The following is a 24751-nucleotide window of genomic DNA, read 5'->3' as shown; positions in this document are numbered from 1 at the left end:
ATTAATGATTAATTATAATGAACAAGAAAGAAATGAAATTGCACGGCTAGAGTACAAAGATTTATCACATGGTGAGCGCGCCAAGATAAAATCAAGTGATGGTTCTGAGATTACTGTTGGCTATGTTTCTGATATTTTAGGCAAGAAGATTGAGGTGGGAGATTTATCTGTATTTCCAACACAGATGAAAAGGGTCAAGGATAATGAAGTTGGTTTGGATGGCTATGTGTTGACAGATAGATGGATGTCAGAATCTGATTCTCCAGAAGATGTTAAGGAAATCACGGTGCTATTTGAGGGTTCACTTGTTGATCCGAAGCATAATATGACAGGAACTTTGAATGATTGGGGAATAACAGATGCTCAAATGGCAGCGAAGATTTGGATGGGGCAATGGGCAGGAATAAGAGGGTCGAAGCCTAAACAGTTAGCACTAGCTGGAGATAGGTTGAAAGAAATAATGGATAAATATCCTAATGCTCGGGTTAGTCTCTATGCTCACTCTCTGGGATCGATGGATGGACAGGTTGCCTTGGCGAGTCTTGAAGACAGTTATTTACAGCGAATTGACGGTGCCTATCTCTATGAGGGACCAAATACTTATTATATTTTAACTGATAAGGAGAGACGACAAGTTGATAAAATTAAGTATAAAATTTTTAATTATATAGATCGAAAAGATATAGTTACTATTGGTTATCCAGAAAAGGGAAGTGAAGGAGCTGTTGGAACTGTTGTTAATATTAATAGTAAGGATCGAAAAAATATAGGCACTCAACATATGTGGGGTGGTTATGAATATGACTCAGGTCATTTAAATGTGAGAGAGTCAGATCTTCAGGATTACCGCCTTGCCCGCGCCAAGCAAGCTATGGAGCAGCTTGATATTAAGAAAAAAGCATTGAGTGAACGCTATCAGAAAATGGTTGCTGCTGGTTATACTAGAACTGAAATGATTTACCTAGATAGTGAGCAAGCTACGACTTTTGCATCCAGTTTGCAAAACTTGGCAGCTATTTCGACTGAAGCAATTATGGCTTTTTGTGATTATGGTGTATCTAAAGTCAGTGGAAGGTGGGATGCTCTGTTAGCTCAAGCTCAGGCGATGCCGAATGTCTCTAGACTGTTAAGTGAAGCAGAGGTGATAGATGCTCTTGCTCAAGTAGGAGCTACAAAGGATACCGTTGAAACTAGCATCATAACTGAGCTGAAAGATATGCGGAACAAAGCCGTCAAGACTAAAGAAGAATTTGATGGACTAAGTTCTAAACTTCTTAATGGAATTCAAGAATTAGTGAAAAAGGATGAGGGGCTTGCTAGGGAGTACAAAAGATGGGGCAACATATAGAGAATAAGAAGGATAAGCTTTATGAACGGCTCAGGAGTACTCAAGAACGCTATAATGCAGAGTATGATAAATATTTAGATGAGAAGCGAAATTTCGAAGAAGTGATGGCTGAAACGGATGACCTCTATCATTCTGCAAGGCAGCAAATACAAGATATGGAAGATTATACAGTTGCTTGCTTGAGACGTTCTACAGAAGGCGCTCAGCTTATCCATGAATTTTATGATAAAGTTTTTCAAGCACAAGATAATCTTGAGATAGAATACCGTAGAGAGCGCGAAGGGGTTGAAGAGGAATGTTCACTTTTGGATAAACGATTTCGTAAAAAGTCAGATAAATATGATGAAGAATTAGCTCATATAAGGAGAGATATCTATGGGGAAAAGTAAAATAGCTGCTAAACTTGATATAGACGCTTACCTTAAAACTTTGGCTTTAGGGACGATTAAGACATTAGGTAAGGCAGCATTGGCGGAAGTTCAGAAGGAAAGAGATGATGTCAAAAAAAACGTCTCTACTATTGCGACAGACTGGGATCGATCTGTGGGTCAGATTATAGGTGGCTTAAATCAAGTTTTGGTCGGTCAATTTTCTAATCAAGTCAAAGAAAGTGCCCAGCAAAAGAGAAGTGGTATTCAGGAATTGCAGGATAATAAGTAAGGCTTTGTTTTTACCAGCCTCGCATCGGATAACTCCCGCCCGTTTAAGGCGGGTTTTTATATGAACCGTCTTCTAGGTTTTCATATTGGGTTAAAAGTGATAAAATAGTAGGCAGGAATTGGAGAGACGAGATGCCAAAAGAAGTGAATTTGACGGGCGATCAGGTATTGGCCCTTACGAGAAAATATCTGGCTGCGGAGGATGTGGCCTTTATACAGAAAGCTTTGATCTATGCGATTGACTGTCACAGTGGGCAGTTTCGCAGGTCAGGTGAGCCTTATATTGTGCATCCTATTCAGGTGGCAGGAATTTTGGCCACGCTCAAGCTAGATGCGGTAACGGTTGCCTGCGGCTTTCTGCATGATGTGGTTGAGGATACCCGTGCGACGTTGGATGATTTGGAAAGAGAGTTTGGGACGGATGTGCGCGTGATTGTGGATGGGGTTACCAAGCTGGGCAAGGTCAAGTACAAATCCCACGAGGAGCAGTTGGCGGAAAACCATCGCAAGATGCTGATGGCCATGTCGGAGGATATTCGGGTTATTTTGGTCAAATTGGCAGACCGTCTCCACAATATGCGGACGCTGAAGCATCTGCGCAAGGATAAGCAGGAGCGGATTTCCCGAGAAACAATGGAAATCTACGCACCCTTGGCTCATCGCCTGGGAATTTCCAGTGTCAAGTGGGAGCTGGAAGATTTGTCCTTCCGTTATCTCAATGAAGTGGAATTTTACAAAATTTCCCACATGATGAAGGAGAAGCGTCGGGAGCGTGAAGAACTGGTAGAAGAGGTGGTTCAGAAGATTGAGACCTATGCTGGCGAGCGCAATCTGCATGGTAAGATTTATGGCCGGCCCAAGCATATCTACTCGATCTATCGCAAGATGCAGGACAAGAAGAAGCGTTTTGATGAGATTTATGATCTGATTGCCATTCGCTGCATCTTGGATACTCAAAGTGATGTTTATGCCATGCTGGGCTACATTCATGAGCTTTGGCGGCCGATGCCGGGGCGGTTCAAGGATTATATTGCCAACCGCAAGGCCAATGGTTACCAGTCTATCCATACGACCGTTTATGGCCCCAAAGGTCCGATTGAGTTTCAGATTCGGACCAAGGAAATGCATGAGGTCGCTGAGTATGGGGTTGCGGCTCATTGGGCTTACAAGAAAGGTGTCAAGGGACAGGTAGACAGCAGAGAATCAGCCATCGGGATGAACTGGATTAAAGAGCTGATGGAGCTGCAGGACCAGTCTAACGATGCCAAGGATTTCGTTGACTCGGTCAAGGAGAGCTATCTAGCTGAGGAAATTTACGTATTCACACCGGATGGAGCAGTGCGCTCTCTGCCTAAGGACTCGGGTCCCATTGACTTTGCCTATGAGATCCACACTAAGGTCGGTGAGAAAGCCACAGGAGCCAAGGTCAATGGCCGCATGGTTCCTCTGACAACCAAGCTTAGGACAGGGGATCAGGTGGAAATCATCACCAATGCTAACTCCTTCGGACCGAGCCGCGACTGGCTCAATATTGTCAAGACCAGCAAGGCCAGAAATAAAATCCGTCAGTTCTTTAAAAATCAAGACAAGGAGCTGTCTATCTCCAAAGGCCGGGAGCTCTTGCAGGCTCAATTTCAGGAGCATGGCTATGTAGCTAATAAGTACATGGATAAGAAGCACATGGAAGAAGTGCTGCAGAAGACAAGTTATAAGACTGAAGAGGCGCTTTTTGCGGCGATTGGCTTCGGTGAGATTGGTGCCATTAGTATTTTCAATCGTTTGACAGAAAAAGAGCGTCGTGAGGAAGAGCGAGCCAAGGCCAGAGCAGAAGCGGAGGAATTGGTCAAGGGCGGTGAGGTCAAGGTCGAAAACAAAAAAGACACCCTCAAGGTTAAGCACGAAGGCGGTGTGGTTATTCAGGGGGCGTCTGGTCTCCTCATCCGGATTGCCAAATGCTGTAACCCTGTACCGGGTGATGATATTGTTGGCTATATTACCAAAGGACGTGGTGTAGCCATTCACCGGCAGGACTGCATGAATCTCAAGGCCCAGGAAAATTACGAGCAGCGGCTGATTGATGTGGAATGGGAAGACAATAACACGACCAAAGAGTACACGGCTCACATTGATATATACGGTCTCAACCGGTCTGGTCTCCTCAACGATGTGTTGCAGGTTCTGTCTAATACCACCAAAAATATTTCAACGGTAAATGCTCAGCCGACCAAGGATATGAAATTTGCTAATATCCACGTTTCTTTTGGTATTGCTAATCTGTCTATGCTGACGACGGTGGTGGATAAGATCAAGAGCGTGCCGGAGGTCTACTCGGTCAAGCGGACCAATGGTTGATCCATTTCGGAAATCATTATCTAGCTGTAAGTTACCCTTGGTGACTTGCTTAAATCAAAGGAAAAAATATGAAAATAGTGATTCAGCGCGTGAAACGTGCTCAGGTCAGCATTGACCAACAGCTGCGCAGCAGTATTGGACAAGGTCTTCTGCTCTTAGTCGGTGTAGGCCCTGACGATAGTCAGGAGGATATGGATTATGCAGTCAGGAAAATTGTCAATATGCGGATTTTTTCCGATGCTGAGGGCAAGATGAACCTGTCTATCAAGGACATTGACGGAGAGATTTTATCGATTTCTCAATTCACTCTGCATGCAGATACCAAAAAGGGTAATCGGCCAGCCTTTGTCAAGGCTGCTCCGCCAGAGATGGCTAGCAATTTTTATGATGCCTTCAATCTTGCCTTGCAGCAAGAGGTGCCGACTCGGACGGGGATTTTTGGAGCAGACATGCAGGTAGAACTAGTTAATGATGGTCCAGTGACCATTATTCTCGATACGAAAAATCGCTGATAAGAAGCATGAAAAGGAGTTTGAACACTAATGTTCAAACTCCTAATTTTTTTTACTTCTGTAGCAATGAGTGTATAGTTTCCGACAACATTACTAAAAGCCATCAATCATTTCTTGAGGAATGATTTGTTTGATGGTCGTCACTAGCTGATTGATAAGCTTTATGGCTTCAGCGGGCTCAGTGTAGAGTTTTTGAAAATAGGTATATATATTTTCTTCAAAATGCTGAGGTAATAGAGTGCAGTTGGTTTTTGCAAACTCCAGCATTCTCTTTTCTCCAGGGTGAGTCTGTTCGTTTAGGGCGAAGAGCAAGTCAAAATAGGAAGCAAAAAATTCACTGCTGCGGTGATTGATACTGAGCAGGTCTTGACGCTTGAGCGCTTTTTCTATTTGTTTGGAGAAAGCTGGCATGGCTTGATCGAGTAGGAGGAGCTGCTTCTTAATAATATTCTTTTTAAGTTCAGCTGGATAAGGCAGTCTGTACTTGTTTTGAAGTGCCTCGTAGCGACCATTTCGGTCGTAGATGATTTTGCTGTGGAGCAGATTGTGCCACATACAGGTGGTGTAGGCATTCTGAGCTTGGTGGTCTAGGACCACAGTCTGCAGGTCTTTATCAAAGCTGTCCAGTGTACGGTAAATGAGCTCAATTTCGATGTCGCTCTTCAGCACACAGTCATCCTCTAGTTCCCAAAACTGATTGCCGATTTCCATGTAGGAGCAGTACTTGCTGAGGATATCGCGTCGAGTCAGGGGAGCAATAGAATCTGTTAAGTAGATATAAACATCATAGTCTGAGTCTTTGTCAAAATGCTGTCCAGTACGAGAGCCACCGAGAACAATAGCTTCCACTTGATCTAGCTGGGCAAATTCTTTAAAAAGTTCTTGTGGCATAATTTTTCCTTACTGATTTTTGACATCATTTTAGCAAAATGTAAGCGTGTTGGCAAGAAGGGAAAAACAGCTTTTGGCATGGTACTGAGCTTGAAAAATTGAGACTCCGAGGGGGATGAAGTGGATAAGCAGGAGCTGGGAGTATTTGACTAAAAAGAAAATCATCTAGGATAGATAGGCTGAAAATTTGACTTTGTGTGATAAAATTTTAGGACTTTTTTCTTTCTTTAATGCATTGTCAGTTTTCTATTTTTTAAACTCAACGCCTTATTTTTATCTGCAACTTTTCTTAGATTTTTGAGATAGATCTTTAAAGAGTTTTTGAGCATCATTTAGTCCAAAAATGATGAGCATAGCAAACAAGTGGAAGTGGCGATAATCCTTGATTGTTTATGTTTATGATTTCTTTCATTCTTTAGAAATATTTTAGAATTACTTTATAAATTCTTGAAGTTTGTCTTGTATAATCATATTAAAGAAAAGAAAGGAGTCTCTTATCATGGAAAATCTAGTTCAACAGATGCTGAATGCTCTGATTCAAATTGCTTTGTTTGCTTTTCTTCCTTTTGTTTGGTGGTTGATAAGTGCTAGAAGAAAAAGTCCATTTTTAGAATGGCTTGGCTTAAAACCACTAAAAGATGCTGGCAGCCGAAAGATCTGGCTGTGGATTTTGTTGGGTTCGCTATCTTTCTTGCTTCTTTCGTTTTTGCTAGTATATCCTGCTGTAAAAAATCTAGATACAGCGACTTCGAATTTCTCAGGCCTCGGCTTCCAAGCCTTGCCAGCTGTTCTGATTTATGGTATTTTTCAAACTTCTCTGTCGGAAGAACTGTTATTCAGAGGTTTTCTTTTAAAGAGATTGGCTAGCCGCTTATCCTTTGTAGTGGCCAACACCATACAAGCTGCTCTTTTTGGTCTGCTCCATGGCTTGATGTTTATAACAGTGCTCTCTTGGCAGCAAACCCTGCTCATCATTTTGTGTACGGGTGGTATCGCGGCCTATATGGGCTTTGTCAATGAAAAGAAATCTGATGGCTCCATTTTAGCCAGCTGGATCATACATGCTTTAGTAAATGTGATTACGGGTAGTTTATCAGCTTTTATGCTGATTTAATAAATCGATAATTTCACTTAAAATCAAAAAGTTCCGATTTTCCTTGAGAATCGGAACTTTAGATTTAATGACAGGTGAGCAAGGTTTAGGTGTAAGTCAAACGAAGCTGCTTTTACTGATTTGCAGTGCTGTCTAATTTCATTTGCTCAAAAACATAAAGGAAGAAGTCTTTCGAAACTTCGAAATGTCCATATCTTATCTGAGAAGCATATTGGCGCCACTGAGGATGTTGTCGGACTTGGTCAATGGGGCAGTCTTTGACAGGCTGGTAGTAGCTGACATCTCGCCGAAATGGGACGAAGCCTTCAAACATCTTTACTTGGTAAGCTGTGTCATCTAGAATCTTGCCAACTGCTGTAAAGGCCTGCAGTTTTTCCTGACTATTCAGCTGATACTTGGGGCTGTAGTACAGAAGATAGTCCCCCTTTTTCATTCGGTTCAGCGGTGCTTTCTTACCATGGCAGACTTGGCAAAATCCACCTTCTACACCTCTTAGTACATGTTCTTTTGATACGACACCAATCCAAAATCTAGTCATTTTCTGCCTCCAGTTTGATTAAGAGTTGGTTTAATGTTTCTGTATTATTTCCTAATTTTCCAAAGAACGCCTGATCAATACCTTCTACCAGAGGAAGGGCTTGGTTAACCTTTTGCAGCCCCGTATCCGTTAGGAGTATGATGTTGGCACGGCTGTCCTTGGGATGGACTTCCCGCATGATCAAACCTTTCTTGACCAAGAGGCGGATGATTTGGGATACGGTCATAACATCCATGTCAGAAAATTGGGCAATATCGGTCTGACTAACCCATTCTTGCTGACACAGGAGTGCAGCAAGAGTGGTCAGAACGACAAACTGGGGATGGGTCAAATCAATCGTTCTCAGTTTGTTTTTTATCAGCCCATGCCACTTATGGTAGGCGCGGATAAAGAGCAGACCGGTTGATTTTTTGTATTCATCCTTGTAGATGGAGTTAAACTGCGATTTTTCCATTAGCTTTCCCTCTAGATTTTTATAAGTATACTTATTATATTCCGACATCTTATTTTTGTCAATAAAAACCCAGTTTAGACTAAAAAGTCCGAACTGGGTTCTGTTTATAGTTTTTCCACATAAATCTGCTGGGCAATCATAGGATTGATTTGGATTTCTTGAGTTTCTGTCTTAAGAAGATAGGCCTGAGCGAAAGAATCGTATTGGATGAAAGTGATGGTTTGGCCGATTTGCAGGTTGTATTTTTCCAAGTATTTGAGCAAGTCAAAGTCGTCATGCACCCGTTTGATGATATAGTCGCCAGGGGCAGAGGCCTCTTCCAGAGTCAGTTGGTTTTCTTCGTCCAGAAGCTCACCCTTGGCTGGGATAGTGCCTCCGTGAGGACAGGTCTTGGGGTACTGGAGCATGGCATCTAGACGCTCAACGAAGCGCTCAGAAACAGTATGCTCTAGGACTTCGGCTTCCTCATGGATTTCATCAGTCGAGTAGCCGAGATGGTTGACCAGAAAGACTTCAATCAGCCGGTGCTTGCGGTAGAGGTCAGAAACTAGCCTTAGCCCCAAATCAGTCAGCAGGTAGCCGGCTTTTTTATCCTTGACCAGAAGTTCTTCCGCCAGCATTTTTTTCATCATTTCCGTCACAGCTGGAGGTGAAACCTGCATGAGCTGGGCGATTTCTTTATTGGTGATTTTTTTGTGGCGGCTGCCAATCTCATAGATACACTTGAGATAGTCTTCTTTATTTGGGGTCATCTTGCATCCTCGCTGAACTTTCTATCATTAGTATAACAAAAATCGCTGCAAGAATACAGTGTCTAAGCCTTTCTTTGATGTTTAGATTTTCTTCATTGTGATGGTCGCTGGGGTGGCAGGAAGTATGGTCCTTACAGCGTGGATGCGACAGGATGCGTGCCGACAACGCTAGCCATGGTTATTTCTGGGATTACTGGGACAGAAGTGCTTCCGACAACTGTTGCGGATTACCTATATAACCATACCAATGAATTTAATAAAGGTGGATTTGGTACTAGCAGCCGTGGTATTGTCCGAGCTGCCCAGCACTGGGATTTGACGACTGAGACCCTGTTTACAGCTTCCGCAGTCAAAGAAGTGCTTTCGCAGGGGCATCATGTCCTAGGTGCCGTTGGTACTAGCATCTTTGCCCATTATCCAGTAACTCATGAGCTGGTTCTTAAAGGCTATGACAATGGAAAAACCTATGTCCGTGACCCTTATAATGCAGCTAATAATGGCTGGTATCCAGTAGACTATCTCTTTGGAGTCAAGAGCGTAGATCCGACGGATAATACAGAAGGATCCCCCTTTATTGCCATCGAAGGATAAGAAATTCGAGAATAAGAAGACCGCTCGTTGCTTGACGGGCGGTTTTCTGCATTCTATGACTAATATGTTTGTAATCTGTTAAGACTTTATCCTTGGCAAGGTCAGTAAGCGTAAAATTCATTATACAATTATAGCTAGACACACAGTTTTTTTGGAAGCGATTGAGACGAGATTCTATTTTTGGACATATTTGCGATAAAAGTTCTCAAAAAAACATGTAAATAGTTTGACAAACAAAGCTTTCCTCATTATACTATTAACATATCAGGAGGAAAACCATGAAAAAAATCCCAAAACATGTCATTCTAGGTGCAGCAGTTCTTGCTAGTACTGGCATTGCTCACACTGTAGCTGCAGATACAACTCCAGTGGATGCAAATGCCCCTGCAAACCAAGATAAGGCTCTATCTGCAAGCCCAGAAGCTCTTAAACAGCAAACTGAGCAGGTTAATCAAGCCCAAGCGGCTGTTGACCAAGCCAAAGAACAGGTTGCGGCAGCTGAGACTAAGGTTGAAACAGCTAAGAAAGATAATGCTGATACAAGTGCACAAAAAATTGCCGAAGCTCAAGCAGCTGTGACAGAAGCTGAGAAGAAAGTTGCTCCAGCAGAAAACGCGGCCAAGCAAGCCCAAGCAGCTCTTGATACAGCTAAAAAAGTAGAAAACACACAGGCAGCTGTAGCTCAGGATGCTCAAGCTCAAGCAGCTAAGGCACAAAACGAGACTCAAGCTGCTCAGGATGCTGTGAATGCAGCCCAAAAAGCTGTGGATAGCAAACTGGTGAGTGAAAAGGTAACGAAGGCAAAGGATGAGCTTGACAAGGCTAAAAACCACTTAGCTTCTTACGAAGATCAGTTGAAGACAGCTGAAGCTGAAGATGCGAAACGCCAAGCAGTGATTGATCAAGCCCAGGCAGATATCAAAGCAGCTCAAGCAGAAATCAAGGAAAAAGAAGCGAAACTTTCTTCCCAGGACCAAGTACACAATACCTTTACCCTATCGCAAGATTACATCAGGGCAGCAAGAACTATTGATAAAAAAGGATCGGGCCAGTTAACTCCTGAAGCGAAAGAAATGCTTGCAAAAGAAGCAGCGATTCTAAAATCAAGTAATAACTTCATTAGCAGTCAAAAGGATGCTCAACGTATAGTAGATATTAATGATATTCCTAAAGAGATCCTTTTGGAAATTAACTACTATGCTCAAGATTTAATCAACCAAATCCGTAAGCAAGTAGGCAATGCTCCTGTAACATTAACGCAAAATAGTATGGATTATGCGGCGGCCCTAAGCCAAGCAGCCCGTGAGCAAAAATATAGAGCCCAAGCAAAAGATCCTATAACTTCACAAGTGAATGTTCCAAAAGATGTGGTTGCTAAATTTGGGCTTGATCAGTTTGGATATAGAGTTACTGGTTTAAATGAGCTTGGTTTTTATCCTACGTTGGCCAGTCAAGAAAAAGTGTCCGTTGATTATTTGAAGAAGACTATCTATGACAATATTAAATTCCAATTATTTGACCTTGGAGATAGCTTTAGAGACCCCATTAGAACAACAATCTATGCTCAAAAAATAGTTGGCAGCCTAGATAGGCAGAAAAAGGGAGATTATGTAGCTGTTAACTTTAGCAACAACGGCATTATTAACCGAATTAACTTCCTTCTCTTCGCGAATAATGACGGTGATATTCAGGACCCTTCCAAAATAACACCAGCCTTAATCAATCCAAATGCCAATAATCAAGAGGCAGACGCTGCTCGTAAAGATTTGGCGGCTTCGCAAGCTAAGTTGGACGCTGCTCAACGTACGCTAACAAATGCTCAGAACAAGCAGGAGAAAGCCCCATTACTGCGTGAGGTTGTGAAAACTGCTAAGGACAAGTTGGCCAAGGCGGAACGTACTTACCAAGCTGAACTCGAAAATAGCAAGAATTCGGCTTCTGAAGAAACCAAGGCTAAACTTGCGGTTTTAGATAAAGCTCAAGCAAGCTTGAAAGAAAAAGAAGCAGCCCAAGCAAGTGCGCAAAAAACAGCTGAGGGAGCTAATGCCAAGCTTGCCGAATTGAAAGCAGCTACAGCGACCGCTCAAGAAAAGGCAACTGCTGCGGCTACAGCTCTGGAAGAGGCTCAACGTGCTGTTCAAGCTGCTAAAGACTATGTTACTCGCTTGCAAAACGCCCCTGCTCTTCTAAAAGAAGCAGAAGCGTCTCTCAATGATGCTAAAGCAAACTTGGCAAGTAAGGAAGAAACCTATAGAGTCGAAAATGCCAAACTTGAAGCTTTGAAAGCAGCTCTTGCAGCCCTTGAGACAGACGACCCAACCAACCTCGTTTCTAAGAATGAGCGAAAGGTTCTGAAAGTCACTACAACAGGAGTGAAGAACGGAAAGAAACCAGTTCAGACCTATCAGGCTCCAGCAGCTCTTCCAAAAACAGGATCTGCTGAATCTTCTCTAGCGCTTGCAGGATTGGGATTGCTCTCTATGCTGGGACTGGCTTTTGCAAAACGTCGTAAAGCTTAAGAGCATTTATTGATAAAATCGAATTCTAGATGAATTGTAGCAAAATCAAAGTTGGAACAGCTCATTTAAACAAAACTCATACTGAGAGAGGACCAGTTTGGTCTTCTCTTTATTTATTGAGTAATTTGTTAAGAACATCTTTATTGTTAGCACTCCAAGGGTTCATATTTTGTTCTTTGCTATCATGTGAGTTTGTGATAAAATCTAATTGTTCTATGTAGATTAGATTTTTTATTGTAATCTCTACAGTTTTGAACTATTATAGCTACAAGAAAGGAGGGGAGCCATGTATCCGAAAGAAGGGAAAGAGCAGCTCTTTCAGCAATTGCAATCAATCGGTTGGTCTCAGGCAGCGTTGGAACAAGTTTTTACAGGGTTAAATAACGAGCAAGGGAAAACATTGACAGAAGAAAGAGATTACCTGCAGGAGGCTCAACTTTTTGGCAGTCCCTTCTTTCAAGAGCTCTGGCAGGCTGAGGAGACTCAAATCAGCAGGTTAGGAGCTCAGGAGCTGCTGGTTTTGGCTATGAATCTTGTTAATATGCCTGAGGAGCTGAGCGGAAACAAGGCAGAGACAGATCTTTTACTGGCTCGGATTGCTCCAAACCTAACACCACATGATCGCTTTTGGAAGATTTTTTCAAGCACCTTGCGCCAGGCTTTTCCAGCAGATGATTTTAGCCAAAGGGATGGCAATCAAAAGCTCAAAAGGCAGCTACATCAGTTTCGCTATGTCATTTCCTGCCAGCAGGCCCAGTGGGTCAGAGATTACTACCGTCAGACTGGTATGACAGATGCAGAAGCCTTGGCCTCCTATCTAAAGGCTTTTCCAGCGCTGCCTTATAACTTTCAAGAATCCTCTCGCTTGCATAATAAAGCCTATATTGATAAGATGTCTAGTCAAGCTATCTATCCGGATGGTCAAGCGAGTCAGGCCAATATAAAAATCCTGATTGATTTTCATACAGAGTTTATTCTGGATCAGGCAGATTGTTTTCTCAATATCATCGATCCAGAGGGGGCTAGCCAAAATGGTATTGTGAATGGCGCCAGCTTTAACTATGGTGAGCGCAATCGTCCGGTCAATCAGGCTTCTCATACTCGCTACGATGTCAAAACGCCTGCAGTCTGGGATCCTCACTTTCGAAGGCTTGCCATTGAAAATGGCGGTCGTAAGTTCAAGTCACCTCAGAATAATCGTGGTCCGCTGGGCTATCGTTCGGCTAAGAGCCCTTATGCTCGAAAGGGGCGGAGTGCTCAGAAACAGGTAAAGGCAGAGATTGCTCGGTTCAAGAAATTGCTGAATCGGCCATCCATCCTCTTGCGTTCCTGGGCTTGGTTCCGTCAGTTTTGGCAGAAGTTTTTCGCACAAAAAAATACGGACTAGCAGGTCCGTATTTCTATCTCTTATAAACTCTTAACTGCTGCAATCGCCGCATCATAGTCAGGCTCGGTATTGATATTGTCGACATATTCAGCGTAGGTCACAGTGTTGTTTTCGTCTAAGACAAGAACTGCACGAGCCAAAAGGTGCCATTCATTGATGAGGACAGCATAGTCATGGCCGAAAGAATGGTCGAAGTAGTCAGAGAGCATGACAGCATTCTCAATGCCTTCAGCAGCACACCACTTGCCTTGTGCAAAAGGCAAATCAACTGAAACCGTGATAACAACGGTATTATCCAAGTCAGAGAGCTCTTGGTTGAAACGACGAGTCTGAGTTGAGCAGACACCAGTATCGATAGATGGGATGATGCTCAGGACTTTCTTTTTGCCAGCAAAGTCAGCCATAGTTTTCTTTGAAAGATCAGTTGCTGTCAAGCTAAAATCGTGGGCAGTGTCGCCGACTTGCAGTTGCTTTCCAGTAAAGGTTACAGGATTTCCGAGAAAAGTTGTCATAGGAAGTCTCCATTCATGTTTGATAGCTTCATTGTACAGCGAATAATGATTTTTTTCGAATAATTTGACTGGAAATTTGAAATCGACTCTATGTGAAGCTCCTTCTCCAAAAATAAAGAGGTTAGGATTTTGTCTTCCTAACCTTTTATCATTATTTGGCCAATCCTTCAGAAATTTTATCCAGATTGTATTTCATCATGCTATAGTAGCTGTCGCCTTCTTCTCCCTTTTCAGCGATTGAGTCAGTGAAGATTTTAGCGTGGATTGGGATGTTAGTGTCTTTAGAAACAGTCTTCATCGGACGGTCGTCCACACTTGATTCGACAAAGAGAGACGGCACTTTGGTCTCGCGTAGTTTTTCAACTAAGCTCTTGATTTGGTCTGGAGTTCCTTCTTCTTCGGTGTTGATTTCCCAGATGTAGGCTGATGGCACATTGTAGGCCTTAGAGAAGTACTTGAAGCAGCCTTCACTGGTCACAATCAATTTCTTTTCCTCTGGAATATTGTTGAATTTCTCCTTGGCTTCCTTGTCCAAAGCAGTCAATTTTTCCACATAAGCTTTGAGATTTTTCTCGTAAGTGGCCTTATTGTCAGGGTCTTTTTCAATCAAACGCTTGGCAATGTTTTGCGCATAGATAATGCCGTTTTCCAAGTTGAGCCAAGCATGGGGGTCTTCCTTACCCTTTTCACTTTGACCTTCAAGGTAAATGACGTCAACGCCATCGCTGACAGCATAGTAGTCCTTGTTTTCTTCCTTATTGGCATTTTTGACCAACTTGGTAAACCAAGCATTACCGCCAGTTTCCAGATTGATACCGTTGTAGAAGATGAGATCCGCTTGAGAAGTCTTTTTGACATCTTCAGGCAGGGGCTCATATTCATGGGGATCTTTGCCGACTGGTACAATGCTGTGCAGATCAATCTTATCGCCAGCTATATTTTTGGTAATATCAGCGATAATTGAGTTGGTCGCAACAACCTTGAGCTTGGACGAGTCACTGGACGCGTTCTTCTGATCGGAGCAGGCAAAGAGAGTGCAGACTGCTAGCAAAAGCAGGGATAAAAAACCTAATTTTTTCATGGGATTCCTCCATTAAATTTTATTTTAGTTTAGGTTGGTTTTTAAGTTTTAAATAGCGTTGCTTAGGGGCAATAAAGAAAGAGATGAGAAAGATGAGGGCCGAGGTCAGGACAATGCTGGATCCTGCAGCGACATTAAAGCTATAGCCGATAAAGAGTCCCAGCACAGAAGCCAGAGCTCCCAAACCCGAGGACAGCAGAATCATAGTTTTCAGACTGTTGGCATAGAGGTAGGCCGTTGCTGCCGGTGTTATCAAGAGAGCGACAATCAGAATGGTTCCCACGCTCTGCATAGCTGTCACAGAGACCAAGGTCAAGAGAATCATCAGCAGATAGTGGTAGAAGCTGACCGGCATGCCCATTGCTTGAGCCAGCAAGGGATCAAAGGAGGTAATCAATAGCTGTTTGAAAAAGAGGGTGATGATTAAGAGCACAGCTATTCCGACTCCAATACTAATCCACATATCAATGTCCTGTACGGCCAAAATATTCCCAAAGAGAATATGAAAGAGGTCAGTGGAGCTATTGGCAACGCCAATCAGGATCACACCCAGAGCTAGGAAGGAAGAAAAGGTAATCCCAATGGCTGTATCGCTTTTGATAATGGAATTGCCCTTGATGTAGGTGATAATAATCGAGGCCAAAAGTCCGAAGGTGATGGCTCCGATAAAGAAATTAATCCCTAAAATGTAGGACAGGGCCACACCGGGCAGAACCGCATGAGAGATAGCATCCCCCATGAGTGACATGCCGCGCAGAATGATAAAGCAGCCGACAGCTCCAGCAACAATCCCAATGACGATGGCTGTGATGAGGGCATTTTGCAGGAAGTGAAAGTCCCGCAGCCCTTGGAAAAATTCTAAAATCATCCTAGGCACCTCCATTCATAAAGAGCTGGGAGCCGTAAGTCTTTTTCATATTGTCCTTGGTAAAGCTGGTCTCGGTAGGACCGAAGGCAATCAGCTTACGATTGAGCAGGATGACCCGATCAAAATAATCAACCACCTTACTCAGGTCATGATGGACAATCAGGATAATCTTGCCTGCGGCTTTGAGACTGCGCAGGGTAGACATGATAATCTCTTCGCTGACAGAGTCAATCCCGACGAAGGGCTCGTCCAAAAAGATACAATCCGCTTCTTGAACCAAGCAGCGAGCAATCAAGACCCGCTGAAATTGCCCGCCGGACAGCTGGCTAATCTGACGCTCTGCCAAGTCTTCTAAACCGACAATTTTCAATGCCTCAGCCACCTTGTTCCAATGGGAACTCTTTAGCCCCTGAAAAATCTTGAGCTGAGGGTAAAGCCCCAAAGAGACACACTCTTTGACTTTGATAGGAAAATGATAATCAATATTAATCTTTTGCTCTACGTAGGCGACCCTCTGGAGAGAGTTTTGCAGCGGCTTTTGATCCAGCAGAGTCTGGCCTTGGTGGTCAATAATCCCTAGCATGCCCTTGAGCAGGGTGGATTTTCCGGCTCCGTTAGGACCAATAATCCCAGTAATGGTTGGCTCCTTAATGGTTAATGAAAGGGGCTCAAGAGCCAGCGTATCCTGATAGCTGACAGTCAAATCTTTAATCGTAATCATCTCATACACCTCTATGGTTTTAATATACATTAAAACAAAAATTAAGTCAAGTTAATTTTTAGTAAATTTTTAAAATTAATATAAGAAATGTTTGAAAAAAGAAGTGGATTTTGATAAGGTTATATCAAAAGCATGAAAGTGAGAAGAAGATGACACGACTACAAGATGATTTCTATGATGCGGTTAATGGTGAGTTGGCCAAGACGGCGGTTATTCCTGATGATAAGCCAGTGACGGGCGGCTTCATGGATTTGGCAGATGAGATTGAAGATCTTATGCTAGCCACGACTGACAAATGGTTGGCTGGCGATGGAGTGCCAGAAAATGCAATTCTGCAGAACTTTATTGCTTACCATCGCCTAGCAGCGGATTATGACAAGCGGGAAGCGGCAGGGATTGAGCCTGCGCGTGCTTACATTGATGAGATTCGCAACCTAGCGTCTTTTGAAGACTATGCTTCTAAGATTGCTGATTTTGAGCTGGCTGGCAAGCCGACTTATTTCCCCTTTGGTGTGGCGCCTGACTTTATGGATGCCCGAATCAATGTTCTCTGGGCAGACGGACCGGGAACCATTTTGCCAGACACGACCTACTATGCTGAGGACCATCCGCAGAAGGCGGATCTCCTTGCAAAATGGCGTAAGACACAGGAAGATTTGCTGGCAACATTTGACTTTGCGGAAGAGGAAATCAAGGATCTTCTGGACAAGGTCTTGGAGTTGGATGCTGTTTTTGCTCAGTATGTTCTGTCTAGTGAAGAAAGCTCTGAGTATGCTAAGCTCTACCATCCTTATAAGTGGGAAGATTTCAAAGCCTTGGTGCCGGAGTTGCCTTTGGCGGATATTTTCACCAAGTTGATCGGTCAAGAACCCGACCAAGTTATTGTTCCTGAGGAACGCTTCTGGAAAGCAGCTAAGGATATCTATACAGTCGCAAACTGGGACAAACTCCATGCTCTGCTGATTCTCTCTGCAGTCCGCAATACAACCCCTTATCTAACGGATGATATCCGTGTCTTGGCAGGAGCTTATCATCGTGCTCTATCTGGGACACCTCAGGCTCAGGACAAGAAAAAAGCAGCATTTTATTTGGCCCAAGGTCCCTTTAATCAAGCTGTCGGTCTTTGGTATGCTGGTCAAAAGTTCTCACCAGAAGCCAAGGCTGATGTGGAGCAGAAAGTGGCGACGATGATTGAAGTTTACAAAAACCGCCTGGCCCAGAATGACTGGCTGACACCAGAAACTCGGGACAAGGCTATTGTCAAACTCAATGCCATCAAGCCTTATATTGGCTATCCGGACGAGCTGCCTGAGCGCTATTCCCTCAAGGTTGTGGATGAAAAGCTGACTCTCTTTGAAAATGCTCAGAAGCTGAGCCAGATTGATATTGCTTATAGCTGGAGCAAGTGGAATCAACCAGTAGATTACAAGGAATGGGGAATGCCGGCCCATATGGTTAATGCCTACTATAATCCGCAGAAAAACCTGATTGTCTTTCCAGCGGCTATCCTGCAGGCGCCTTTCTATGACCTGCACCAATCCTCGTCAGCCAATTACGGTGGTATCGGAGCGGTCATTGCCCATGAGATTTCTCATGCTTTCGATACCAATGGCGCTTCCTTTGATGAAAATGGCAGTCTTAATAATTGGTGGACAGAGCACGACTACCAAGCCTTCACCGAACGGACTCAAAAGGTCATTGACCAGTTTGAAGGTCAAGATTCCTATGGTGCTAAGGTCAATGGCAAGCTGACTGTTTCAGAAAACGTGGCTGATCTGGGTGGCATTGCAGCAGCCCTAGAAGCGGCCAAGAAAGAAGCTGATTTCTCTGCTGAGGAATTCTTTACCAACTTTGCCCGCATCTGGCGGATGAAGGGCCGAGAGGAATATATGAAGCTCCTGGCAAGCGTCGATGTCCATGCGCCGGCCAAGCTTCGGACTAATGTGCAGCTGCCAAACTTTGAAGACTTCTTTACAACCTTTGATGTGAAAGAGGGAGACGGCATGTGGCGGAGCCCAGAAGAGCGGGTGGTCATCTGGTGATGCAGAGATAAGAGTACTTATCAAATCTTGCTCAAATCAAAAATAATCGAGTGCATTTCAATAGTCTGCTTTTGTTTGTGAAAGCAGGCTATTTTGTCAAAGAAAATATAAAGCGTTTACATTTCTATGACCTTGTGCTATACTGTAGTTGATAACAAAAAACAAACAAAATATCCAAATAGAATAGATTTCAAAGTGTTTATTAATGAATAATAAAGAAAAGAGATATTCTTATGGTAAAACGATTCATTAGTTCAAATGCTTCAGAAATTTTAAGTATGACTGCGCCGGAGCTGAAACAGAGCATCAAGGCCAGTGAGGGCCGCGTTATCCTGTCTGAAAACGTGGCTTTTAAAGAATCTTATATCGGTGATGTGACCAATGCAGAGATTGCTCGGTCTTTTGGTGCTGACTTGATTTTGCTGAATGGGATTGATATCTTCCAGCCTTTTGTAGCTGGTCTGGACGCCAAGGAAGATTTTGTTCAGGAACTTCACCGCTTGGTTGGCCGTCCTATCGGTATCAATCTAGAGCCGGTGGACAGTCAGGCCCAGATGGCAGGAGAACGCCTGATTATCAATGAGGGGCGTCAGGCTAGTCTAGCGACCATTCAGCGAGCAGAAGAGTTGGGCGTTGACTTTATCTGCCTGACGGGTAATCCGGGGACTGGTGTCACCAATCAAGCCATTATTGACACCATTCGAGTGGTCAAGGAGAATTTTTCAGGCCTCCTGATTGCAGGCAAAATGCATGCTTCGGGTGTGGATGAGCCGGTAGCAGACCTGGAAGCAATCGCTCAATTTATCGAAGCTGGTGTTGATATTGTCCTAGCACCGGCAGTCGGCAGTGTGCCGGGTTTTGATGAACAGGACTTGAAGCAGATTGTCCGACTGGCTCATCAAAAGGGGGCTCTGGTTATGAGTGCGATCGGTACCAGTCAGGAGAGTGCTGATGAGGATATTGTCAAGCAAATGGCTATCCGCAACAAAATCTGTGGTGTAGATATCCAGCATATTGGAGATTCAGGCTACGGCTGTCTGGCTCCGGTTGAAAATATCTTTGCCATGAGCAAGGCTCTCAGAGGACAGCGCCACACCATTTCCATGATTTCACGTTCGATTAATAGATAGTAAAATGAGACAGACTTTTAGGGGTAAGCTCCTAGAAAGCCTGTCTCTATTTTTTATAAAAAAGACCGAGATTGATGTCTCGGCCTTTATAGGTTTCCTTTTTTATCTAAAAATTCATGATAGACACAGAGGCTGACTGCAGAGCGGGCAATGCTGTATTTAGAGTAAGGAATAATGACAATCTCTGCTTGCTTTTGCTTTGGGAAGAGAGGTACTTCCTGCTCTAACTGAGCCAGAACCTGCTCGGCAATAACCGGATAGGAGAATATTTGGCCGTCAAGATAAATCCTTTCGCTATCAATAAGCTGGCAGAGATTGGAAATGGAAATGGCCAGATAGCGGCAGGCAGTATGAATCAACTCAATGCTGCCCAAGTCTCCTAAGCGATAGGCGGTCATCAGACTTGTCAGATCAATGTCATTGACGTCCTCTACAAGGGTCTTTAAGAGCGAGGTCTGGGAAGCTCGATACAGGATAGCTGCTTTATCAATCAGAGCACTCTCGCTGGCATAAACCTGCAGGCAGCCGTGCTTGCCGCAAGGACAGCGCTCGCCTTCAGGATTGATGACGGTATGCCCCACCTCCCCGATAAGATAATTCTCCTGACTGTAAATGCTGCCCTTGTACATGTAGGAGCAATGAATACCTCTGGCGACATGATAGACGATAAAATTACTGTCTGTAGGATGATAGCTAAAGAGGCGTTCAGCCATTGTCAAACAGTGGGATTTATTGGCAAAGTAGACAGGGAGGTCAAAGGCTTCTTGAATAGTCTGCAGGTTAATCTGTCCCCAGTGGGGATTTTTAGAAATGATAAAATCACTCTCAGAGAGATTCACATGCCCCGGCAGCCCGAGGGCAATCGCTGAGATGGGGTATTGGCTGTTCTTTTTCAGAAAATCTTGAATCAGCCGGATAATTTCCTGGTCAGACGGGCCGCCTGTCACCTCAACCTGATAAGTCCGAATGCTGCTTTCTACAATCTCACCGGTATTGTCAGCGATGACCATAGCCAGCTGTTTTTCAGAAATCTCAAAGCCCAGATAGTAGCGGCTATGAGGTGCAATATCTAGCAGGGTTTTCTTGCGGCCTACGCTCTCATCATTGAGCTCACCCAGCTCCAGTACCAAGCCTTCCTTGATTAGTTCATTGATGATACTGCCGGTCGTGGCTGGTGTGATTTGAGTTTCTTTTGAAATATCAATCCGAGAAATCGGTCGTTTGGCATAGAGCTGATCCAGGACAGTTGCCCTTAGCTCGTTTTGTTTTCTAGTTCGTGTCATCTTGTTTCCTCTGCTGCTATACTATCAAAAAAAGCTATAAATCTCAAATGTAAGCGTTGACATAGTACAGAAAAATAGTTATAATGTTTATAGAATATTAATAACATAGTGAAAAATATTCTGTTTTTGGATTTTTGTTTATATATTGAAAATAAATAGCAAGCGTCGTTGCAGGCTAGGTCAGATTCATAAAGGAGGATGCTGATGGAAACAAAACAAATTATGTTAGTCTGTGCGGCTGGGATGAGCACCAGTCTCATGGTCAATAAAATGCAGAAAGCTGCAGAGGAGCGCGGCTTGGCTGCGACGATATTTGCGGTGCCAGTGTCAGAAGCAGAAGACTATCTAAGCGAGAAAAAGGTTGATGTCCTGTTGCTGGGACCTCAGGTCCGCTATCTGTTGGAGGATTTACAGGAAAAATTAGCTTCAAAAGGCATTCCGGTCGATGTCATTCCTATGACGGACTACGGAATGATGAAGGGGGATAAGGTCCTGGAGCTGGCAGAGTCGCTCATGAAGTAGGTACTCCTATGGAAAATAAAGATTCCTTAGAGGTCGCTATGACCCTCATTATGTATGGCGGAGAGGCCAAGTCTTGTGCTATTGAAGCCATTGCAGCAGCTAAAAAGCAGGACTTTGACCGAGCTCAGGAGAGGCTGAGTCAGGCTCAGAAGGCCCTGCTGCAAGCCCATCACGCTCAAGCTGAAATGCTGACCAAGGAGGCACAAGGAGAAAAGACAGAACTTAGTTTATTTATGGTACATGGGCAGGATCATCTCATGACCAGTATCGCCTTTGTTGATTTGGCAAAGGAGATTGTTGATTTGCATAAAAAATTTGATGAATAGGAGAAATGCAGATGAGTAGTTTGGTTGATAAATGGCAAGCGCGTCTCATGCCTATTGCCAATAAAATCGGCAACCAAAAATTTCTGGTTGCCCTGCGGGATTCCTTTATTGGAACCATGCCTGTGATTATGACGGGCTCTTTCGCCCTCATGGTCAATGCCTTTCTATCTGACTTGCCAGGACAGTTCGGCTGGACCTGGATTTCATCTACCTTCCAGTGGCTGATTGATATTAACTGGCTGGTATTTAAGGGCAGTATTCCTATCGTTACCCTCTTGTTCCTCTTTACCTTCGGGGTCAATATCGCTAAGATTTACAATACTGATAAGGTGTCTGCCGGTCTGGTAGCTGTTGCTTCCTATATCATTACCATTGGTGGATCAGTTACTAAAACCTTTGAGTTGGCTGGCAAAACATCAGGGCTGAGCAAGGCGATTTCAAAACTTCCAGAGCTAAAACTTGACGGCAGTAACTTGTCTGTGACGATTAACAGTGTCATTCCCGGTGACCAGATTAGTGCGCGTGGTTACTTTACTGCTATTCTGATTGGTTTTGTATCTGTTATCATCTTTTGTAAGGTCATGAATCGTAACTGGACTATCAAACTGCCAGATTCTGTTCCGCCAGCTATCATGAAGCCATTCCTGTCTATCATTCCGGCTGCGATTGCTATGTATGTCGTGGGAATTGCGACCTATCTCTTTAATCTGGTGACAGGCGAGCTCTTGATTGACTGGATTTACAAGATTTTGCAGGCACCGCTTCTCAGCTTGTCTCAAAGCTTCTGGGCTGTACTGCTCATTGTCTTTCTCAATAAGATTTTCTGGTTCTTCGGCCTGCACGGCGGTAATGTGCTGGCACCAGTCATGGCCAGTCTCTTTGGTGTGACCATGCTGGCCAATCTGGAAGCTTATCAGGCTGGACATGCGATTCCTTACATGTGGACGGATAATTCTTTCGGTGCTTTTGTCTGGTTTGATGCGATTGGAGTTGCCATTGCCATTCTCTGGCAATCTCGGAACAAGCACTATCGTGAAGTGGCCAAGTTAGGAATTTTCCCAATGGTCTTCAACATCGGTGAGCCAGTCATGTACGGTCTGCCAATCGTTTTGAATCCAATTATGTTTATTCCATACGTACTGACGCCAATGGTCATGGTAACAGTAGCCTACTTTGCAACCTCTATGGGCTTGGTTGCGCCGGTTACTCAAAACGTTACTTGGGTCATGCCGCCGATTCTCTACGGTTTCTTTGCGACAGCCTTCGACTGGCGGGCAATTATTCTTTCGCTAGTTAACATCGCTATTTCGACCGCTATATATCTGCCCTTTGTCAAGATGGCAGATAAACAGGAGGAGCTTGGATAGATGGCAAAATTTGAAATTAAAGAAGAATTTTACCTGGATGGCAAGCCTTTTAAGATTTTATCGGGGGCTATCCAGTATTTCCGGCTTCATCCAGACCAGTGGCGAGATACCCTTTACAATCTCAAAGCTCTAGGCTTTAATACGGTAGAAACCTATATTCCTTGGGCATTGCATGAGCCTCAAGAAGGTCAGTTTCAGGCAGAGGGCATGCTGGATTTTGAAGCATACTTCAAGTTGGTTGAGGAGATGGGGCTTTATCTCATTGTCCGGCCAACGCCTTACATCTGTGCAGAGTTTGACTTTGGCGGCCTGCCGGCCTGGCTCTTGAGATATCCTTCGATGCGACTGCGGGTCAATCATCCGCTGTTTCTGGAAAAGGTCAGTCATTTTTATGACTGGCTCTTTCCCAAGCTTCTGCCCTATCAGAGTGATCAAGGCGGTCCTATCCTCATGATGCAGGTGGAAAATGAATATGGTTCTTACGCCGAGGACAAGGCCTACATGCGCAGCATTGCGCAGATGATGAAGGTACGTGGCGTTACGGTTCCTCTCTTTACCTCTGATGGGACATGGATAGAGGCTTTGGAGTCTGGGACCTTGATTGAGGATGATATTTTTGTGACGGGGAATTTTGGCTCCCAACCCAAGGAAAATACAGACAATCTACGAGCTTTCATGGAGCGCTATGGCAAGAAATGGCCACTTATGTGTACTGAGTTTTGGGATGGCTGGTTCAGCCGCTGGAGCGAGGAAATCGTTCGGCGAGAGGCAGAAGATTTGGCTCAGGATGTCAAAGAAATGCTGCAGCTAGGCAGCATGAACCTTTTCCTATTGAGAGGTGGGACCAATTTTGGCTTTATCAGTGGCTGTTCAGCCCGCAAGACCAAGGATTTGCCACAGATTACCTCCTATGATTTTGACGCACCTATTACTGAGTGGGGGCAGCCAACAGAGAAATACTACGCTGTTCAGCGGGTGACCCACGAGGTCTTTCCAGAGCTTGAGCAGATGGAGCCTATTAGCCGACAGGCCAAGGCCTATGGCAGTTTTCCGCTACTTGGGACTGCAAATCTGCTGGATGTGGCTGCGGACATCACAGAGGAAATTCTGCTGGATTATCCGCAGCCTATGGAGCAGATTGGGCAGAATCATGGCTATATCCTCTACCGTTCCGATATCAAAAATCAATACCATGAGGAAAGGCTCAAGGCATTGGAGACTCATGACCGCTGCCATTTCTATGTCAATCAGGAGCACCTGGCTACTCAGTATCGTGAAGAAATCGGTGATGAGATGCTCTTCTCAGCTGATACCGAGCGGATTCAGATTGATGTGCTGGTGGAAAATATGGGGCGTGTCAACTATGGTTACAAGCTGGGCGCACCCAGCCAATCTAAGGGAGTCAAGGGCGGTATCATGATTAACCATCAGTTTCGAAAGGGCTGGAAGCATTATGCGCTCAAGTTTGACCAGGAAATGCTGGCCAAGCTAGACTGCTACTCAGCTCCACCTGAAAGTGTCAAAGCACCGACCTTCTATCGCTTTGAAGCAGAGTTAGATGATATCGCTGATACCTTCATCGACTGCTCTAAGTATGGGAAGGGCTGTATTTCGGTCAATGGTTTCAACCTAGGCCGCTACTGGAATGAAGGACCGATTCACTATCTCTATGTGCCGTCTGGCCTGCTCAAGGAAAAGAATGAATTTATCGTCTTTGAAACTGAAAATGTCAAGATTGAAGAGTTGACCTTGCTTGACCATCCAGTCTATAAGAAATGAGGT

At 44.1% G+C, this 24751-nt stretch carries 24 protein-coding genes; 15 read left to right on the top strand and 9 right to left on the bottom strand.

Annotation, left to right across the window (positions count from 1 at the left end; all coding sequences use genetic code 11):
• Window positions 1-4 precede the first annotated feature (4 nt).
• The 5 genes from O3627_RS06040 to dtd all read left to right on the top strand — a co-directional run bounded on the left by O3627_RS06040 (window position 5) and on the right by dtd (window position 4871).
• Window positions 5-1348 carry a hypothetical protein gene (locus tag O3627_RS06040; RefSeq protein ID WP_049553218.1) on the top strand — a complete coding sequence of 448 codons (1344 nt, stop codon included), beginning with the start codon at window positions 5-7 and terminating at the stop codon, window positions 1346-1348.
• On the top strand, window positions 1333-1737 hold the full coding sequence (locus O3627_RS06035; protein WP_023916748.1) for a hypothetical protein: 405 nt from the start codon (window positions 1333-1335) through the stop codon (window positions 1735-1737). Before O3627_RS06040 ends, O3627_RS06035 begins: the two co-directional genes overlap by 16 nt.
• Complete coding sequence (locus O3627_RS06030; protein WP_002918247.1) at window positions 1724-2008, top strand: hypothetical protein; 285 nt, start codon at window positions 1724-1726, stop codon at window positions 2006-2008. The genes O3627_RS06035 and O3627_RS06030 overlap by 14 nt, the downstream gene beginning before the upstream one ends.
• A 131-nt stretch (window positions 2009-2139) precedes the next feature.
• On the top strand, window positions 2140-4359 hold the full coding sequence (locus O3627_RS06025; protein ID WP_002910788.1) for a bifunctional (p)ppGpp synthetase/guanosine-3',5'-bis(diphosphate) 3'-pyrophosphohydrolase: 2220 nt from the start codon (window positions 2140-2142) through the stop codon (window positions 4357-4359).
• Window positions 4360-4427: 68 nt separating this feature from the next.
• Window positions 4428-4871, top strand: a complete 444-nt coding sequence (dtd, locus tag O3627_RS06020; protein WP_002910787.1) for a D-aminoacyl-tRNA deacylase — start codon at window positions 4428-4430, stop codon at window positions 4869-4871.
• A gap of 93 nt (window positions 4872-4964) precedes the next feature.
• On the opposite strand, the gene O3627_RS06015 is transcribed toward dtd, so the two are convergent.
• On the bottom strand, window positions 4965-5762 hold the full coding sequence (locus O3627_RS06015) for a DUF4037 domain-containing protein (protein ID WP_125382136.1): 798 nt from the start codon (window positions 5760-5762) through the stop codon (window positions 4965-4967).
• Between the two features lie 499 nt (window positions 5763-6261).
• On the opposite strand from O3627_RS06015, the gene O3627_RS06010 reads away from it, so the two are divergent.
• Window positions 6262-6876, top strand: a complete 615-nt coding sequence (locus tag O3627_RS06010; protein WP_125382134.1) for a CPBP family intramembrane glutamic endopeptidase — start codon at window positions 6262-6264, stop codon at window positions 6874-6876.
• 112 nt (window positions 6877-6988) lie between these two features.
• On the opposite strand, the gene O3627_RS06005 is transcribed toward O3627_RS06010, so the two are convergent.
• The 3 genes from O3627_RS06005 to O3627_RS05995 form a co-directional block, all read right to left on the bottom strand.
• Entirely contained in the window at window positions 6989-7414 is a 426-nt protein-coding gene (locus O3627_RS06005; RefSeq protein ID WP_125382133.1) for an EVE domain-containing protein, read from the bottom strand.
• On the bottom strand, window positions 7407-7868 hold the full coding sequence (locus O3627_RS06000; RefSeq protein ID WP_125382131.1) for a MarR family winged helix-turn-helix transcriptional regulator: 462 nt from the start codon (window positions 7866-7868) through the stop codon (window positions 7407-7409). Before O3627_RS06000 ends, O3627_RS06005 begins: the two co-directional genes overlap by 8 nt.
• Window positions 7869-7972: 104 nt before the next feature.
• Window positions 7973-8620: a metal-dependent transcriptional regulator gene (locus O3627_RS05995; RefSeq protein WP_002896686.1), complete on the bottom strand. Its 648-nt coding sequence runs from the start codon at window positions 8618-8620 to the stop codon at window positions 7973-7975.
• Between the two features lie 138 nt (window positions 8621-8758).
• Here O3627_RS05995 and O3627_RS05990 point away from each other — a divergent pair, with 138 nt between their 5' ends.
• From O3627_RS05990 to O3627_RS05980, 3 genes are all read left to right on the top strand, one after another.
• On the top strand, window positions 8759-9211 hold the full coding sequence (locus tag O3627_RS05990; protein WP_032912548.1) for a C39 family peptidase: 453 nt from the start codon (window positions 8759-8761) through the stop codon (window positions 9209-9211).
• 278 nt (window positions 9212-9489) lie between these two features.
• Window positions 9490-11730 (top strand): SEC10/PgrA surface exclusion domain-containing protein, encoded by a 2241-nt coding sequence (locus O3627_RS05985; RefSeq protein WP_002910778.1) that lies wholly within the window; start codon window positions 9490-9492, stop codon window positions 11728-11730.
• Between the two features lie 286 nt (window positions 11731-12016).
• Complete coding sequence (locus O3627_RS05980; RefSeq protein ID WP_002910777.1) at window positions 12017-13117, top strand: DUF3114 domain-containing protein; 1101 nt, start codon at window positions 12017-12019, stop codon at window positions 13115-13117.
• Window positions 13118-13137: 20 nt separating this feature from the next.
• Here O3627_RS05980 and tpx read toward each other — a convergent pair whose 3' ends face one another.
• The 4 genes from tpx to O3627_RS05960 form a co-directional block, all read right to left on the bottom strand.
• Window positions 13138-13629 (bottom strand): thiol peroxidase, encoded by a 492-nt coding sequence (gene tpx, locus O3627_RS05975; RefSeq protein ID WP_002910774.1) that lies wholly within the window; start codon window positions 13627-13629, stop codon window positions 13138-13140.
• A 151-nt stretch (window positions 13630-13780) separates the two neighbouring features.
• Window positions 13781-14710 carry a metal ABC transporter substrate-binding lipoprotein/adhesin SsaB gene (ssaB, locus tag O3627_RS05970; RefSeq protein ID WP_125338169.1) on the bottom strand — a complete coding sequence of 310 codons (930 nt, stop codon included), beginning with the start codon at window positions 14708-14710 and terminating at the stop codon, window positions 13781-13783.
• Between the two features lie 19 nt (window positions 14711-14729).
• Window positions 14730-15578 (bottom strand): metal ABC transporter permease, encoded by an 849-nt coding sequence (locus tag O3627_RS05965; protein ID WP_009659779.1) that lies wholly within the window; start codon window positions 15576-15578, stop codon window positions 14730-14732.
• Between the two features lies 1 nt (window position 15579).
• Window positions 15580-16299 carry a metal ABC transporter ATP-binding protein gene (locus tag O3627_RS05960; RefSeq protein WP_032913328.1) on the bottom strand — a complete coding sequence of 240 codons (720 nt, stop codon included), beginning with the start codon at window positions 16297-16299 and terminating at the stop codon, window positions 15580-15582.
• 149 nt (window positions 16300-16448) lie between these two features.
• On the opposite strand from O3627_RS05960, the gene O3627_RS05955 reads away from it, so the two are divergent.
• Window positions 16449-18341 carry a M13 family metallopeptidase gene (locus O3627_RS05955; RefSeq protein ID WP_371621315.1) on the top strand — a complete coding sequence of 631 codons (1893 nt, stop codon included), beginning with the start codon at window positions 16449-16451 and terminating at the stop codon, window positions 18339-18341.
• A 233-nt stretch (window positions 18342-18574) separates the two neighbouring features.
• Window positions 18575-19471, top strand: a complete 897-nt coding sequence (locus O3627_RS05950) for a PEP phosphonomutase (protein ID WP_002907378.1) — start codon at window positions 18575-18577, stop codon at window positions 19469-19471.
• Window positions 19472-19557: 86 nt separating this feature from the next.
• Here the strand turns inward: O3627_RS05950 and O3627_RS05945 are convergent, their stop codons facing one another.
• Window positions 19558-20754, bottom strand: coding sequence for an ROK family protein (locus tag O3627_RS05945; protein WP_125382128.1), 1197 nt, complete (start codon window positions 20752-20754; stop codon window positions 19558-19560).
• Between the two features lie 204 nt (window positions 20755-20958).
• Here O3627_RS05945 and O3627_RS05940 point away from each other — a divergent pair, with 204 nt between their 5' ends.
• From O3627_RS05940 to O3627_RS05925, 4 genes are read left to right on the top strand one after another with little or no spacing between them, the layout of a single operon-like run.
• Window positions 20959-21276 (top strand): PTS sugar transporter subunit IIB, encoded by a 318-nt coding sequence (locus O3627_RS05940; protein WP_011836400.1) that lies wholly within the window; start codon window positions 20959-20961, stop codon window positions 21274-21276.
• Between the two features lie 8 nt (window positions 21277-21284).
• Window positions 21285-21602 carry a PTS lactose/cellobiose transporter subunit IIA gene (locus O3627_RS05935; protein WP_002914454.1) on the top strand — a complete coding sequence of 106 codons (318 nt, stop codon included), beginning with the start codon at window positions 21285-21287 and terminating at the stop codon, window positions 21600-21602.
• 5 nt (window positions 21603-21607) lie between these two features.
• Window positions 21608-22969: a PTS sugar transporter subunit IIC gene (locus O3627_RS05930; protein WP_125382126.1), complete on the top strand. Its 1362-nt coding sequence runs from the start codon at window positions 21608-21610 to the stop codon at window positions 22967-22969.
• Entirely contained in the window at window positions 22970-24748 is a 1779-nt protein-coding gene (locus O3627_RS05925; protein WP_223314771.1) for a beta-galactosidase family protein, read from the top strand.
• The last annotated feature ends 3 nt before the right edge of the window (window positions 24749-24751 follow it).

This window comes from Streptococcus sp. 27098_8_82, assembly GCF_041431615.1.
GTDB lineage: Bacteria > Bacillota > Bacilli > Lactobacillales > Streptococcaceae > Streptococcus > Streptococcus sanguinis_K.
This window is presented reverse-complemented; position numbering and strand designations above follow the sequence as displayed.

What these genes read in the sequence shown, in the direction of transcription:
- O3627_RS05995 (WP_002896686.1), bottom strand. Translation starts at nt 8,620, where the DNA reads ATGACCCCAAATAAAGAAGACTATCTCAAGTGTATCTATGAGATTGGC.
- dtd (WP_002910787.1), top strand. Translation starts at nt 4,428, where the DNA reads ATGAAAATAGTGATTCAGCGCGTGAAACGTGCTCAGGTCAGCATTGAC.
- O3627_RS05985 (WP_002910778.1), top strand. Translation starts at nt 9,490, where the DNA reads ATGAAAAAAATCCCAAAACATGTCATTCTAGGTGCAGCAGTTCTTGCT.
- O3627_RS05955 (WP_371621315.1), top strand. Translation starts at nt 16,449, where the DNA reads ATGACACGACTACAAGATGATTTCTATGATGCGGTTAATGGTGAGTTG.
- O3627_RS06040 (WP_049553218.1), top strand. Translation starts at nt 5, where the DNA reads ATGATTAATTATAATGAACAAGAAAGAAATGAAATTGCACGGCTAGAG.
- O3627_RS05960 (WP_032913328.1), bottom strand. Translation starts at nt 16,299, where the DNA reads ATGATTACGATTAAAGATTTGACTGTCAGCTATCAGGATACGCTGGCT.
- O3627_RS06010 (WP_125382134.1), top strand. Translation starts at nt 6,262, where the DNA reads ATGGAAAATCTAGTTCAACAGATGCTGAATGCTCTGATTCAAATTGCT.
- O3627_RS05950 (WP_002907378.1), top strand. Translation starts at nt 18,575, where the DNA reads ATGGTAAAACGATTCATTAGTTCAAATGCTTCAGAAATTTTAAGTATG.
- O3627_RS06000 (WP_125382131.1), bottom strand. Translation starts at nt 7,868, where the DNA reads ATGGAAAAATCGCAGTTTAACTCCATCTACAAGGATGAATACAAAAAA.
- ssaB (WP_125338169.1), bottom strand. Translation starts at nt 14,710, where the DNA reads ATGAAAAAATTAGGTTTTTTATCCCTGCTTTTGCTAGCAGTCTGCACT.
- O3627_RS06015 (WP_125382136.1), bottom strand. Translation starts at nt 5,762, where the DNA reads ATGCCACAAGAACTTTTTAAAGAATTTGCCCAGCTAGATCAAGTGGAA.
- O3627_RS05965 (WP_009659779.1), bottom strand. Translation starts at nt 15,578, where the DNA reads ATGATTTTAGAATTTTTCCAAGGGCTGCGGGACTTTCACTTCCTGCAA.
- O3627_RS06005 (WP_125382133.1), bottom strand. Translation starts at nt 7,414, where the DNA reads ATGACTAGATTTTGGATTGGTGTCGTATCAAAAGAACATGTACTAAGA.
- O3627_RS05925 (WP_223314771.1), top strand. Translation starts at nt 22,970, where the DNA reads ATGGCAAAATTTGAAATTAAAGAAGAATTTTACCTGGATGGCAAGCCT.
- O3627_RS06030 (WP_002918247.1), top strand. Translation starts at nt 1,724, where the DNA reads ATGGGGAAAAGTAAAATAGCTGCTAAACTTGATATAGACGCTTACCTT.
- O3627_RS05935 (WP_002914454.1), top strand. Translation starts at nt 21,285, where the DNA reads ATGGAAAATAAAGATTCCTTAGAGGTCGCTATGACCCTCATTATGTAT.
- O3627_RS05980 (WP_002910777.1), top strand. Translation starts at nt 12,017, where the DNA reads ATGTATCCGAAAGAAGGGAAAGAGCAGCTCTTTCAGCAATTGCAATCA.
- tpx (WP_002910774.1), bottom strand. Translation starts at nt 13,629, where the DNA reads ATGACAACTTTTCTCGGAAATCCTGTAACCTTTACTGGAAAGCAACTG.
- O3627_RS06035 (WP_023916748.1), top strand. Translation starts at nt 1,333, where the DNA reads ATGGGGCAACATATAGAGAATAAGAAGGATAAGCTTTATGAACGGCTC.
- O3627_RS06025 (WP_002910788.1), top strand. Translation starts at nt 2,140, where the DNA reads ATGCCAAAAGAAGTGAATTTGACGGGCGATCAGGTATTGGCCCTTACG.
- O3627_RS05940 (WP_011836400.1), top strand. Translation starts at nt 20,959, where the DNA reads ATGGAAACAAAACAAATTATGTTAGTCTGTGCGGCTGGGATGAGCACC.
- O3627_RS05945 (WP_125382128.1), bottom strand. Translation starts at nt 20,754, where the DNA reads ATGACACGAACTAGAAAACAAAACGAGCTAAGGGCAACTGTCCTGGAT.
- O3627_RS05930 (WP_125382126.1), top strand. Translation starts at nt 21,608, where the DNA reads ATGCAGATGAGTAGTTTGGTTGATAAATGGCAAGCGCGTCTCATGCCT.